Consider the following 13,092-nt stretch of genomic DNA (forward strand, 5'->3'; position numbering starts at 1 on the left):
GTATTACTTGCCAGTCCAGCGCTTGAGCACCAGAGTGGCGTTGGTGCCGCCGAAGCCGAAGCTGTTGCTCATGACCGTATCGATCTTGGCGTTTTCTTCGGTCTTGCGCAGGATCGGCAAGTCGGCGACTTGCGGATCCAGCTCGTCGATGTTGGCCGAGCCGGCAATGAAGTTGTTCTCCATCATCAGCAGGCAGTAGATTGCCTCGTGCACGCCCGCAGCGCCCAGCGAGTGACCCGACAGGCTCTTGGTCGAGCTGATCTTCGGCGCATTGGCACCGAACACTTCGCGCACACCCTTGATTTCGGCAACGTCACCGACCGGGGTCGAGGTGCCGTGGGTGTTCAGGTAGTCAATCGGGGTATCGACCGTGGACAGCGCCTGCTGCATGCAGCGGATGGCGCCTTCGCCGCTTGGCGCGACCATGTCGTAGCCATCGGAGGTAGCGCCGTAGCCGACGATTTCAGCGTAGATCTTGGCGCCACGGGCCAGGGCGTGCTCCAGCTCCTCGACCACCACCATGCCGCCGCCGCCCGCGATGACGAAGCCGTCACGGTCGGCATCGTAGGCACGCGAAGCCAGTTCTGGGGTCTCGTTGCGCTTGGTCGACAGGGCGCCCATGGCATCGAACAGGAACGACTGGCTCCAATGCTCTTCTTCACCACCACCGGCGAAGACGATGTCCTGCTTGCCCCACTGGATCTGCTCCAAAGCAGTGCCGATGCAGTGTGCAGAAGTGGCGCAGGCCGAGGAGATCGAGTAGTTGATGCCCTTGATCTTGAACGGGGTAGCCAGGCAGGCCGACACGGTGCTGCCCATGGTGCGGGTGACGCGATAAGGGCCGACGCGCTTGACGCCTTTTTCGCGCAGGGTATCGAGCGCTTCCATCTGATTCAGGGTCGAGGCGCCGCCGGAGCCGGCCACCAGGCCGGTGCGCGGGCTGGACACCTGCTCTTCGCTCAGGCCCGCGTCCTTGATCGCATCCTGCATCGCCAGGTAGGCGTAGGCAGCGGCGTGACCGACGAAGCGGTAGACCTTGCGGTCGATCAGTTCTTCGAGGTTGAGGTCGATCGAGCCGGACACCTGGCTACGCAGCCCCTGTTCCTTGTACTCCGGGTTGTAACGGATACCCGGACGGCTGTTGCGCAGGTTTTCGGTGACGGTAGCTTTGTCATTGCCCAGGCACGACACGATGCCCAGACCAGTGATAACGACGCGGCGCATGCGAATAACCCTTAGAAATTGTCAGTGGAGGTGAACACGCCGACCCGCAGGCCTTCGGCGGTGTAGATCTCGCGGCCATCGACGCTGACCGAGCCATCGGCGATGGCCATGTTCAGCTTGCCCTTCAGGACGCGCTTGATATGGATGTTGTAGGTGACTTTCTTGGCGGTCGGCAGGACCTGGCCGAAGAACTTCACTTCGCCCGAGCCCAGTGCGCGACCGCGACCTGGCAGGCCTTGCCAGCCCAGGAAGAAGCCAACCAGCTGCCACATGGCATCGAGGCCCAGGCAGCCCGGCATCACCGGATCGCCTTCGAAATGGCAGGCGAAGAACCACAGGTCCGGGGTGATATCCAGCTCAGCGACCAATTCACCTTTGCCGTACTTGCCGCCTTCTTCGCTGATATGGGTGATGCGATCGACCATCAGCATGTTCGGCGCGGGCAGTTGCGCATTACCCTGGCCGAACAGCTCACCGCGACTGCAGCGCAGCAGGTCTTCCCGAGTAAAGGCGTGTTGTTTGGTCATGCGAGCTCCTCAATAACCCCCTGTGGCAGGGGATGAATCTTCCCGACCGGCCTGACGTACGCTCAGGGCGGCAGCCTACAGGTAGACTATTGCGTTGTGGTGAAAGTCACAGTGCACCCGACGAAAGAAGTACAGGTGTGCACTGAAACGTCTATTTTCAGGTCCGAATCAGGTCCTGTCCAGTCCTTAAGACTGCCGCACTTTAGCATTTATCGCCAGTCGCAGCTGTGCGGCCGGGCAACCAGCGCTGCAATACCCGTTGCAGCTCGGTGCGGCGAAACGGTTTGCTCAGGTAATCGTTCATGCCGGCAGCCATGCAGCGCTCGCGATCGCCCTGCAGGGCGTTGGCGGTCAAGGCGATGATCGGCAGGTCGGCGTGATCGGGCAACAGGCGAATGCGCCGGGTCGCTTCGTAGCCATCGACCTGCGGCAAGCGGCAATCCATCAACACGGCGGCGAACGGCTGGCTGCTGACTTGCTCGACGGCCTGCAGGCCGTCATGGGCCACGCTGACTTCCAGGCCCAGACTGCGCAACATGGCTTCGATGACGCTCTGGTTGACCGGGTTGTCTTCGACCAACAGGATGCGCGTGCCGTGATTGAGCGCTGCGCTGGCCGGTGACGTGCCAGGTTGTCTGCTTGCTGCGCTGGCGGCCAGGGCCAGCGGAATTTCCAGCGTGAAGGTCGAGCCCAGGCCTTCGCGGCTCTCACCGCGCAGCTTGCCGCCCATGCGTTCGGCGAGGGTGCGTGCGATGGACAGGCCCAGGCCGGTGCCGCCATAGCGCCGCGAGATCGAGCTGTCGGCCTGCTGGAAGGCGACGAACATGGTTTCCAGGCGCTCGCTGTCGATGCCGATGCCGGTGTCACGTACGCTGCATGTCACCCACAGCAGCTGGCGATCGAGCATTTGCCAGCGCGCCTGCACCTGCACCTGGCCACGCTCGGTGAATTTCAGCGCATTGCCGATCAGGTTGAGGAGAATTTGCCGGATACGCGTCGGGTCGCCCACCACCTGCGGCTGCGCGCCGTCCGTCGGCAGCTGCAGATGCAGCTCCAGCCCGCGCTGTTGGGCATTGTGCTGGAACGACTGCACGCAACTGCTGACCAGTTCGCACAGGTTGAAGTCGATGTGTTCGAGCTCAAGGGTGGTGCGCTCGATCCGCGAGAAGTCGAGGATGTCATTGATGACCTTGAGCAAGTGCCCGGTCGATTCACTGGCCACGGCCGCGTAATCGGCCTGCTCGGCAGTCAGCGGCGTGGTTTCCAGCAACTGCAGCATGCCCAATACCCCGTTCATCGGCGTGCGCAGCTCGTGGCTCATCATGGCCAGGAAATCAGACTTGGCGCCGTTGGCCTGCTCGGCTTCCTCGCGGGCCTGGATCAATTGGGCGATGGCTTTCTTCTGTTCTGCGCTGGCCTGTTCCAGGGCGCTGGCGAGGTTGTTGATGTGGCGTGCCAGATGACCCAGCTCGCTGTCGTCGACCACCGGCAACGGCACGTTGTACTGGCCTTGCTGAATGGCTTTGACCGCATGGCCCATGTCGCTGATCGGCTTGGCCAGGCTCATGGCGAGGCGGCGGGCCAACAGGAAGGTGAACAGCAAGGCGAACAGCGCGAGAATGCCGGCCTTGATCACGATTTCCTGCTGCCGCTGGCTGAACGCGTCATCGGACATGCCGACGATGACCCTGCCCAAGTAGTCGTCGCCAATGGCTGGCAGTGCCTTGCCTTGTTGCAGAAAGTCGCTGTCCAGGCGAATCTGCTGCAGGCGAATCGGCGCCTGGAACACTTCTACCTGCTGCGCGCGGTTGCTGCTTTCACCCTGTTGTTCGACGTACACCAGGATGTGGTTGCGGCTGTCCTGCACTTCCAGAAAACGCACGTGCGGTATGCTCAACGTGGCGCGCATCAGGCCTTCGAGCACTTCGTTGTTGCCGGAGATGACGCCGTATTCAGAGGCCGGAGCCAGCTGATTGGCGATCAACTGCCCAGTGTGATTGAGCTCTTGACGCAAGTCCTGAATGCGCACGAAGGTGAAGAAACTGATCAACAGCAATGTCAGTAGCAATGCCGGGCCAAGGCTGATGATCTGCGTGCGGGTGTGGATGTCCCAGCTCAGGCGTTTGCTCATGGGGTGGGCTCTCCTTCGGCCAGGGCCTTGGCGGTGGCAGTCGGATCGATCGGCTCAAGGCCCAGGGCGCGCGCAACCTGCTGGTTGCCGTTGACGCCGTAATGCTGGGGATAGAGGCTGCGCGGCCAGCGCGCTGGCGGCTGGTCGAGCAACTGGTCGAGTACGGCCAGCCAATCCTCTTGATCGCTGTAGGTGCTGGCCAGTGCCCCGGCCCGCACGAACCCTGCATTCGGCCCGATCATCGCCATTTGCCGCCCATAGCTGCTGAGCAGCAGGTTCTTCGCCGTCTTGGAGTTGTACAGCTCGGGGTCGTCAAGGCCCAGCAATACGTCACTGTGCCCCAGCAGATGCTGCAGCGGGCGGCTGTCGCGGGGGTCCGGCCAGGCCTGCGCGACAATTTCCAGACCCAGGGAATGGGCCGCCTCGCGCAGCTCGTCGAGCAGAAAATGGCTGTGCTCACCGTACAGCACGCCAACACGCTGGGCCTGCGGGAGCAGGTAGCGGGCCAGGCGCAATTGGCGCTGCACGGGCGGATCGCTCCACAGCAGGGTGAGGAAGGCCGGGCGGGACTTTCCCAGGCGGCGTTCAGCCTGCACCCGGCTGATGCGCATGGCCAGGGCAGGGGGACCACTGGCGTCGGCCAGGCGCCAGTCCATGGCGGCGCTGTCGAGCAGGACCAGCCGCAGGTCATTCTTGAGCTGACTGGGGCGCGGCGCCTGGGCGACGCGTTGGAAGCGTACCTGATCGTGCCCACGACGGGCTTGCAGGGCTTCGACGAAGCTGCGGATGCCGGGTTGGTCTTCACCGCCGAGCAGCAGGATTTCACTGGCCGAGAGCGAACCCAGCGGCCACAGGCACAGCAGCAGCAGGCGCAGCATGCGCACCATCAGAACTCCAGCTCCGCGCTGACACTCAAGCGCTGGCGGCTGTCGTAGCGGTTCTGCTCCACGGTAGTGGGCTGATCGTCCAGGCGCTGTTGCCACAGCGCCGCCAGTTCCAGGGTGCTGCCGTGCAGGCGAAAACGCTTGGCCACGCGCAGATCGACGCGCTCGTAGCGGTACTGATTGAGCGCATCGTCACCGTAGTAGAACAGCGCGCTCGACCACCCTGCACCCCAGTCGCGCATCCACCCGGCCGAGCCGCTGTTGCGCGCACTGAGCCGGCGATCGGCCGGGTTGCTGGCCCAGGCGTCGACGTAGGCGTAGGTCATGCGCAAGCGGTCGCGCGGGCTCAGGCGCCAATCCAGTTGCGCTTCACTGCCGCTGAAGCGGGCCCGGTTGGCGTTGCTGGCGATGTACTGGTTGTTCTTCAACGGTTCGCTGATCATGCCGGTGATCTCGTCGTAGAACAGCTTGAGGTCGACACTCAGGTCCAGGTCGCTGAAGTAGCCGTTGTACCCCAGCTCGCGCGAACGCATGCGCTCCTGTTCGAGGTCGCCCGGTCCTCGGGTCTTGACGAAATATTCGGCATTGCGTTGGCCGAACGCGGCAGGGGCCAGGTTCTTGACCGTGTAGCTCCAGTTGACGTTGTTCTCGAACATGTCGGGCGAGCGTACGGCTTCGGAATACACCGCGCGCAGGCCGTGCCGTGGCGTGATCAGGTAGTTGACCGCCAGGCGCGGCGTCAGGGAACTGCCGGACAGGCGCGAGTCTTCGAGCATGGCGCCGCCCTGGATGATCCAGTGCTCGTCGGCGCGCCATTCGAGCTGGCCGAACAGACGCCAGGTCTGGTCGTCGAGGCTGCCATTGAAGTAGGTCTGCGAATCGGCCCGATCGTAGCGATAGTTCATGCCGCTGAGCAGGCGCAGGTTGTCGGTCAGGCTGAAGGTGTCCTGGATTTCCAGATCGTAGCGGGTTTCGCGCGTGCTCTGATCGACATCGCCGCATACCACGTTCTTGCCGCCCTGGTTGTTCCACTGGTCCCTGATTGCATCGACCAGCGCCTGCTCTTCAGGGTTAGTGCTGCTGGGCGGGTCGTTGGCGCCGCGCGCGACTTTTTCCGCGAAGTCGGGATTGAGCTGCCACAGGCGGGTCAGTTCAGGGCTGAACGACAGTGCCGCGTCGCAGGCGCGCCACACCTGCTGGCGATCGAAGTGCTGCGCCGAGCCTTGCACGTACAGGCTGTGCTCGGGGTTGAAGTCGATGTTCCAGCGCACCGACCCGGCGTAGTCCTTGGCGGTGACGTCGGCATCGTCGCCGCGTTGGGTGACGTAGGGAAACACCGGCTGGTAGGTGTAGGGCCGCTGGTTGCTGCCTTCCTTGGCCGCCAGTTGCCATTCCAAAGTCTGGTCGGGGGCGAGCACATGGCTGGCGCTGAGGTTGAAGCGGTTCAGGCGTCGGCTGTCCCGATAGTGTTGGCCGAACTGGTCTTCGTCGAAGCCGTCGTCCTGCTGCCCCGAAAGCGACAGGCGCAGGTCGCCGCCGTCCCAGCCGAAGCCGTGGCTGAGGTAATAATCGTTGATACCGTCCTGGCCGCGCGTCAGTTTCACCCGGGTGCCATGACTGTCAGCCGGGTTGCGGGTGAGGATGTTGACCACCGCCATCAGCGCGTTGGCGCCATAGCTGACCGTGTTGGGGCCGCGAAACACCTCGATGCGCTCGATATCCTCGATGGCCAGCGGAATATCGCTCCAGTCCACCGTGGCCAGGCCTGCGCGGTACACCGAGCGGCCATCGATGAGCACCTGCATGCGCCGTGCATCGCTGACATTGCTGCCGTGGTAGTTGACCGTCGGCTGATTGCCGGCGCCGTAGCCGATCATCATGCCCGGCACCAGGCGCAGCAGTTCGGGAATGTCGCGTGCGCCGCTGGCGCGGATCAGCTGGGTGTCGAGCACGGTCATGCTGCCTGGCACCGCAGCCGGCGATTGCTTCAAGCGCGTGGCGGTCAGAACCTGTGGCAAGTCACTGTTGTCGATGAACAGATCATCGGCCAGGGCCGGGCCGCCAAGCAGGGCAGTCAGCAAGAGCAGGCGCGGGTAAGGGGGCGGGCCAGGGAACACAGGACAGCCTTGTTTCACGATTGAAACGGCGATGTTAACCGACCGTGACGGTTTTGCCAGCAATGCCAGTGGATTGCCTGGCACTGGTTCTGTCGCGGACGAGCCGTATAATGCCCCGGTCGCCACTTAACTTATGGCTTTAACGGATTGGATATGACTGAACAGCAACCTGTTGCGGTTCTGGGGGGCGGCAGCTTCGGCACCGCCGTGGCGAACCTGCTGGCCGAGAACGGCGTGCCCGTGCGCCAGTGGATGCGCGACCCGGCGCAGGCCGAGGCGATGCGCGTCAACCGCGAGAACCCGCGCTATCTCAAGGGCGTTCGCCTGCAGCCAGGGGTGGAGCCGGTCAACGACCTGCTGTCGACCTTGCAAGGCAGCGACCTGATCTTCGTCGCCTTGCCGTCCAGTGCCTTGCGCAGCGTGCTGGCCCCGCATGCCGAACTGCTTGGCGGCAAGCTCCTGGTAAGCCTGACCAAGGGCATCGAGGCGCAGAGCTTCAAGCTGATGAGTCAGATTCTCGAAGAAATTGCCCCGCAGGCGCGTATCGGCGTGTTGTCCGGCCCCAACCTGGCGCGGGAGATCGCCGAGCACGCGCTGACCGCGACCGTGGTGGCGAGCGAGGACGACGAGCTCTGCCAGCGCGTGCAGGCGGTCCTGCACGGTCGCACGTTCCGCGTCTACGCCAGCAGCGATCGCTTCGGCGTCGAGCTGGGCGGGGCACTGAAGAACGTCTACGCCATCATCGCCGGCATGGCCGTGGCCCTGGACATGGGCGAGAACACCAAGAGCATGCTGATCACCCGTGCCTTGGCCGAGATGACGCGCTTTGCCGTAAGCCTTGGCGCCAACCCCATGACCTTCCTTGGCCTGGCCGGCGTCGGCGACTTGATCGTCACCTGCTCCTCGCCCAAGAGCCGCAATTATCAGGTCGGCCATGCGCTCGGCCAGGGCCTGAGCCTGGAGCAGGCCGTCAGCCGCTTGGGCGAGGTCGCCGAAGGCGTCAACACGCTCAAGGTGCTCAAGGCCAAGGCTCAGCAAGCCCAGGTCTACATGCCACTGGTGGCTGGTCTGCATGCCATCTTGTTCGAAGGCCGTACGCTCAATCAGGTGATCGAGCACCTGATGCGCGCCGAGCCCAAGACCGACGTCGATTTCATTTCCATCAGCGGTTTCAATTGAGCCAAGGAGCAGCACGTGAACGATACCCCTGAACGCGCCGAGCGCGAGTCGATCATCCTGCGAGTGCTGTGGATGCTGGTGTTCCTGGTGGTCTGGCAACTGGCCGAGCTGCTCCTGGGTGCGCTGGTCCTGGTGCAGTTGATCTACCGCCTGATCTACGGTGCGCCGAGCGCCAGCCTGATGAACTTCGGTGACAGCCTGAGCCAGTACCTGGCACAGATCGGCCGCTTCGGGATCTTTCACACCGACCAGAAACCTTGGCCGTTCGCCGACTGGCCGGCCCCGCGCGCGGCCCAGGGCGAGGCGCCGCACAGCGTGCCCCCGGCGCCGCACCCGGTGCGTGACGAGGAACCGAAGCTGTGAGGCTGTGGGTACTGCGCCACGGCGAGGCGGAGCCGCGCGCCAACACCGATGCCGAACGACGCCTGACCGCGCATGGCCGCGAACAGGTCCTGCACAGCGCAGCGCACCTGCTGGGCCAGCCCTTGCAGGCGATCATTGCCAGCCCCTATGTGCGCGCGCAGCAGACCGCGGCACTGGTGCATGACACCCTGGGCTTTGCCCAGCCGGTGCAGACGGTACCTTGGTTGACGCCGGAAAGCGACGCGCAGATGGTGATCGCTGAGATCGAGCGGCTGGGCCTGGAGCATGTGCTGCTGGTCAGCCATCAGCCGCTGGTGGGCAATCTGGTCGGTCTGCTCGAGCACGGCCATGCTCGCCAGCCGGCGCCGTTGAGTACAGCCAGCCTTGCCGAGCTTGACGGCGATTGGCCTCTCGCGGGGCTGATGACGCTACGCAACCTGCTTCACACACCGTGAGGGCGTGGGCAACTGACAAATTTGCCAGTTGCCCACATTTTGGATCCATTGGTAGCGTTGCACCCAGGAATCGATTTTCGGGCCAGCCAGGGAGCACGCTATGCCAGTACCACGTTTGGAGTTGGTAGCCTCGCTGGATCTGGGCCCCACCGTGGACAAGGTGAAAAATGACATCGCCTTGGATTTCGTGCACTACAGCCTGCTGCGCGATGCCGCAGACGCCAAGCTGTATCAATTGATGGGGCACCTGCACAAGACAGGCAGCCCGCATGCCCATGATCAGCACGCCCAGGAACAGCTGCGCAAACTGCAGGATGCCTGCTTGCGCGTCTCGCATCTGATTCAGACCAGCTGCCTGGCGCTGCGCCGGGTGCAGTTGTCCGCCAAGGACCAGGACCTGGCGCGCCAGACGCTGGAGGCCCAGGTGGCGCTACTGCAGGCGTGCCTGCGCCGCTCTCGCGGCAGCTTCGATCAGTCGGCATGACCTGAACGCCCTTGGCGATGACCTATACGGACGTTGCCCGAGCGGGGCGCGATGCCGACAATAAGCCATCTTCCCCCTCCGGACATGGCGCCATGTCGCAGCAGATATTCTTCGCCCACGCCAACGGTTTTCCGTCTGCCACCTATGGCAAGCTGTTCGCCGCCCTGGCGCCGGATTATCAAGTCACGCACCTGGCTCAGCATGGTCATGACCCGCGCTTTCCGGTAGATGACAACTGGCACAACCTGGTGGATGAGCTGCTGCACCACCTGGTGCAACAGCGCGCGCCGGTCTGGGGCGTGGGCCACTCGCTGGGCGGCCTGCTGCACCTGCATGCGGCCTTGCGCCGCCCGGAGCTGTACCGCGGGGTGGTGATGCTCGATTCACCGGTGCTGACCCGCGCCGACCAGTGGCTGCTGCGCACCGCCAAGCGCTTGGGCTTCATCGACCGTATCACCCCGGCTGGCCGTACCCTGGGTCGGCGCGAAACATTCAGCGACCGTGACAGCGCGCGGGCCTACTTCGCCGGTAAGTCGTTGTTTCGGCATTTTGACCCGGACTGCCTGGAAGCCTACCTCGAGCACGGCCTGCAAGCGGCCGAGCACGGCTTGCGGCTGCGTTTCGATCCGGCCACGGAAATCAGTATCTACCGCAGCATCCCGCATGCCAGCCCGGCACCTGCGCGGCAGTTGCAGGTGCCGCTGGCCATGGTGGGCGGTGATCGCAGCAAGGTCGTTCGCCGCCACCACGCCTTGGCAGTGCGCGGCATGCCGCGCGGCGAGTACCACAGCGTTGCGGGTGGGCACATGTTCCCACTGGAACGGCCAGCCGATACCGCCAGCCTGCTCAAAGGCCTGTTCGACCGCTGGAGCCAGGCATGAGCGCCCAGGTCGAGGAGGTGCGCCTGAGCCTTGGGCATATCGAGCTGGCCGCACACCTGTTTGGCCCCGAGCAGGGCTTGCCGGTGATCGCCTTGCACGGTTGGCTGGACAACGCCAACAGCTTCGCTCGCCTGGCGCCGCGCTTGAAAGGCCTGCGTATCGTTGCCCTCGACCTGGCTGGCCACGGCTATTCCGAGCACCGCCCGCCAGGGGCTGGCTACGCCTTGGCCGACTACGCCCACGATGTGCTGCGCGTGGCCGAGCAACTGGGTTGGCAGCGCTTTGCCCTGATGGGCCATTCGCTGGGTGCAATCATCTGCGTGCAACTGGCCGCAGCGTTGCCCGAGCGGGTCAGCCACCTGGCGCTGATCGACGGCGTCATTCCTCCGACGGCGGCCGAGCAGGATGCCGGCGAGCGCCTGGGTGTGGCGTTGCAGGCGCAGTTGCGCCTGGATGGCAAGCGCAAGTCGGTCTATCCGACCCTGGAGCAAGGCGTGCAAGCGCGCATGAAGGGCATGGTGGCCGTCAGCCGTGAGGCGGCCGAGCTGTTGGCCCAGCGCGGGCTGATGCCGGTGCCCGGCGGTTTCAGCTGGCGCAGCGACAGTCGCCTGACCTTGCCCTCGCCGCTGCGCCTGAGCCAGGGCCAGGCGATGGCCTACGTGCAACGGGTCAGTTGTCCGGTGAGCCTGGTGGTGGCGGCCGACGGCATGCTGGTGCAGCACACCGACCTGCTGGAGCAGCTACCCTTTGAGCAGACGGTGCTGCCGGGTGGGCATCACCTGCACGTTAACGACGAGCAAGGCGCGACCCTTGTCGCAGACTGTTTCAATCGCTTCTTTGGCTTTGCTTGACTTGCACCGGACAAGTGTCGAGGCTGGGCGGGTTGAACAGGGAGACAACCATGCAACTGCCAGACATCCTGGAGCTTCAACCCGGCGCGTTGCGCCGCATGGGCCGCCCATGAGCGCACCTACCGCCATGCGTGGCACATTTGCTGCCTGCCTGATCCTTGCCAGCCCGCTGCTGTGGGCCGGCAGTTTGCCGGTGCCGGTCGACGCCAAGGTCGTCGACCAGCGCCCGGCCGTGGAGCAGGAGCGCATCTATCCCATGGGACCGTTGCGCAAGATCAGCGGTCGGCTGCGCGTTGACGACAAGGTCGAGAGCCGTGGCCAGGTCAGCTCGGTGACCTACGAATTGCCGGTGGAGCGCAGCGCCCGCGAAGCCTTCACCCGTGCACGCGAGACCCTGCAAAGCGAAGGCGGCTATCCGCTGTTCTGGTGTCAGGGCCGTGATTGCGGCGAAGCCAGCCTGTGGGCCAACGACGTGTTCGCCAATGCCCGGCTCAATGGCGGTGACGAGCGCCAGGCGTTCATCCTGCTGCGCCGCTCGGCCGAAGAGGCAGACACCCTGGTCGCGCTGTACAGCGTGACCCGTGGCAACCGCCGCGCGTACCTGCATGTCGAAGAGTTCGTCGCAGCGCAGCCGCTGGGCGAAATCTTGCCGACTGCCGCCACGGTGCTGCGTGAAATGCGCGATACCGGCAAGCTCGACTACCCGGACCTGGGCGAGCCGCAAGCCAGCTGGGTAACCTTACTGTCCCGCAGCTTGAACCTGGACAGCACCTTGCGCGCCAGCCTGAGCGGCGCCGAGGCCGAGGCCTGGCGCGAGCAGCTGGTCAAGGCCGGGGTCCGCGCCGGCCGTCTCGAGATCGGCAGTGCCGCGACCGATGGCCTGCACCTGGAGCTGATCCGCTGAATGAGCGCCGCCATCAACAATGATCGCCTGCTGATCCAGATTCTCCTGCTGGCCTTGCTCGGCGCCGGCCTATGGGTGATGGCGCCGTTCATCTCCGCGCTGCTGTGGGGCGCCATCCTGGCTTTCGCCAGCTGGCCGCTGATGCGCTTGCTGACGCGCGCCCTGGGCGGGCGCGAAACCTTGGCTGCCAGCCTGTTGACCACGGCCTGGATCCTCATCGTGGCGCTGCCGCTGGTGTGGTTGGGTTTCAACCTGGCCGATCATATCCGTGATGCAACGGCGTTCGTGCGCGACGTGCAGGTCGATGGCCTGCCCGATGCCCCGGCGTGGCTCGGGGCGATACCGTTCGTGGGCGAGCGCCTGGTCAGCGGTTGGCAGTCGCTTGACCAACAGGGCGCGGCCTTGCTGGCCTCGCTCAAGCCTTACCTAGGGCAGGTCGGCAACTGGCTGCTGGCGCGCAGTGCACAGATTGGCAGCGGCATACTCGAGCTCACCCTTAGCCTGGTCTTCGTGTTCTTTTTCTATCGCGACGGCCCACGCTTGTCGGCCTTCGTGCTGCGGTTGCTGAACCGCCTGGTGGGCGCCCGCGCCGACTACTACCTCGAACTGGTGGCCGGCACCGTGCAGCGGGTGGTCAACGGCGTGATCGGCACGGCCGCCGCCCAGGGCCTGCTGGCACTGATCGGTTTTCTGATCGCCGGTGTGCCTGGGGCCATCGTGCTGGGCCTGGTGACCTTCATGCTCAGCCTGATCCCCATGGGACCGCCGTTGGCATGGATCCCTGCCACTGGCTGGCTGGTGTGGAAGGGGGAGTATGGCATGGCGGTGTTCCTGGGTATCTGGGGCACCTTCGTCATCAGCGGCGTGGACAACGTGCTCAAGCCCTACCTGATCAGCCGTGGCGGCAATCTGCCGTTAGTGATCGTGCTGCTGGGTGTGTTCGGCGGTTTGATCGCCTTTGGCTTCATCGGCCTGTTCATCGGGCCGACGTTGCTGGCGGTGGGTTACAGCCTGTTGCTGGACTGGAGCCGCAATACCGCCCAGGTACAGCCTTGAAGCGAACGCGTAAAAAGTAGACTTTACGCTTTCTTT

Annotated in this window: 13 protein-coding genes; 8 read left to right on the top strand and 5 right to left on the bottom strand. The window is 64.4% G+C overall.

What is annotated here, in order from left to right; all coding sequences use genetic code 11:
- Positions 1 to 3 precede the first annotated feature (3 nt).
- The 5 genes from fabB to ACLEJW_RS13980 all read right to left on the bottom strand — a co-directional run bounded on the left by fabB (position 4) and on the right by ACLEJW_RS13980 (position 6,883).
- A complete protein-coding gene (gene fabB, locus ACLEJW_RS13960; protein WP_145188930.1) occupies positions 4 to 1,224 on the bottom strand; it encodes a beta-ketoacyl-ACP synthase I in 1,221 nt (406 codons plus the stop codon).
- An 11-nt stretch (positions 1,225 to 1,235) separates the two neighbouring features.
- Positions 1,236 to 1,751, bottom strand: coding sequence for a 3-hydroxyacyl-[acyl-carrier-protein] dehydratase FabA (gene fabA, locus ACLEJW_RS13965; RefSeq protein ID WP_145188927.1), 516 nt, complete (start codon positions 1,749 to 1,751; stop codon positions 1,236 to 1,238).
- 202 nt (positions 1,752 to 1,953) lie between these two features.
- On the bottom strand, positions 1,954 to 3,882 hold the full coding sequence (locus ACLEJW_RS13970; protein ID WP_440777752.1) for an ATP-binding protein: 1,929 nt from the start codon (positions 3,880 to 3,882) through the stop codon (positions 1,954 to 1,956).
- Positions 3,879 to 4,769 carry an ABC transporter substrate-binding protein gene (locus tag ACLEJW_RS13975; protein WP_145188921.1) on the bottom strand — a complete coding sequence of 297 codons (891 nt, stop codon included), beginning with the start codon at positions 4,767 to 4,769 and terminating at the stop codon, positions 3,879 to 3,881. The genes ACLEJW_RS13970 and ACLEJW_RS13975 overlap by 4 nt, the downstream gene beginning before the upstream one ends.
- Complete coding sequence (locus ACLEJW_RS13980) at positions 4,769 to 6,883, bottom strand: TonB-dependent receptor plug domain-containing protein (protein ID WP_440777753.1); 2,115 nt, start codon at positions 6,881 to 6,883, stop codon at positions 4,769 to 4,771. Before ACLEJW_RS13980 ends, ACLEJW_RS13975 begins: the two co-directional genes overlap by 1 nt.
- A gap of 153 nt (positions 6,884 to 7,036) precedes the next feature.
- Here ACLEJW_RS13980 and ACLEJW_RS13985 point away from each other — a divergent pair, with 153 nt between their 5' ends.
- The 8 genes from ACLEJW_RS13985 (at position 7,037) to ACLEJW_RS14020 (ending at position 13,056) form a co-directional block, all read left to right on the top strand.
- Positions 7,037 to 8,062 (top strand): NAD(P)H-dependent glycerol-3-phosphate dehydrogenase, encoded by a 1,026-nt coding sequence (locus ACLEJW_RS13985; RefSeq protein ID WP_313298065.1) that lies wholly within the window; start codon positions 7,037 to 7,039, stop codon positions 8,060 to 8,062.
- 15 nt (positions 8,063 to 8,077) lie between these two features.
- On the top strand, positions 8,078 to 8,425 hold the full coding sequence (locus ACLEJW_RS13990) for a DUF4389 domain-containing protein (RefSeq protein WP_145188913.1): 348 nt from the start codon (positions 8,078 to 8,080) through the stop codon (positions 8,423 to 8,425).
- Positions 8,422 to 8,880: a phosphohistidine phosphatase SixA gene (gene sixA, locus ACLEJW_RS13995; RefSeq protein WP_440777754.1), complete on the top strand. Its 459-nt coding sequence runs from the start codon at positions 8,422 to 8,424 to the stop codon at positions 8,878 to 8,880. The genes ACLEJW_RS13990 and sixA overlap by 4 nt, the downstream gene beginning before the upstream one ends.
- 100 nt (positions 8,881 to 8,980) lie before the next feature.
- Positions 8,981 to 9,364, top strand: coding sequence for a hypothetical protein (locus ACLEJW_RS14000; protein ID WP_145188903.1), 384 nt, complete (start codon positions 8,981 to 8,983; stop codon positions 9,362 to 9,364).
- Positions 9,365 to 9,456: 92 nt separating this feature from the next.
- Positions 9,457 to 10,245: an alpha/beta fold hydrolase gene (locus ACLEJW_RS14005; protein ID WP_313298054.1), complete on the top strand. Its 789-nt coding sequence runs from the start codon at positions 9,457 to 9,459 to the stop codon at positions 10,243 to 10,245.
- Positions 10,242 to 11,096 carry an alpha/beta hydrolase gene (locus ACLEJW_RS14010; protein ID WP_145188897.1) on the top strand — a complete coding sequence of 285 codons (855 nt, stop codon included), beginning with the start codon at positions 10,242 to 10,244 and terminating at the stop codon, positions 11,094 to 11,096. Before ACLEJW_RS14005 ends, ACLEJW_RS14010 begins: the two co-directional genes overlap by 4 nt.
- 109 nt (positions 11,097 to 11,205) lie before the next feature.
- Positions 11,206 to 12,000, top strand: coding sequence for a DUF4892 domain-containing protein (locus tag ACLEJW_RS14015; protein WP_440777755.1), 795 nt, complete (start codon positions 11,206 to 11,208; stop codon positions 11,998 to 12,000).
- Positions 12,001 to 13,056 carry an AI-2E family transporter gene (locus ACLEJW_RS14020; RefSeq protein ID WP_145188891.1) on the top strand — a complete coding sequence of 352 codons (1,056 nt, stop codon included), beginning with the start codon at positions 12,001 to 12,003 and terminating at the stop codon, positions 13,054 to 13,056.
- Positions 13,057 to 13,092 lie beyond the last annotated feature (36 nt).

Source organism: Pseudomonas sp. SMSB3 (assembly GCF_052041965.1).
Classification (GTDB): domain Bacteria; phylum Pseudomonadota; class Gammaproteobacteria; order Pseudomonadales; family Pseudomonadaceae; genus Aquipseudomonas.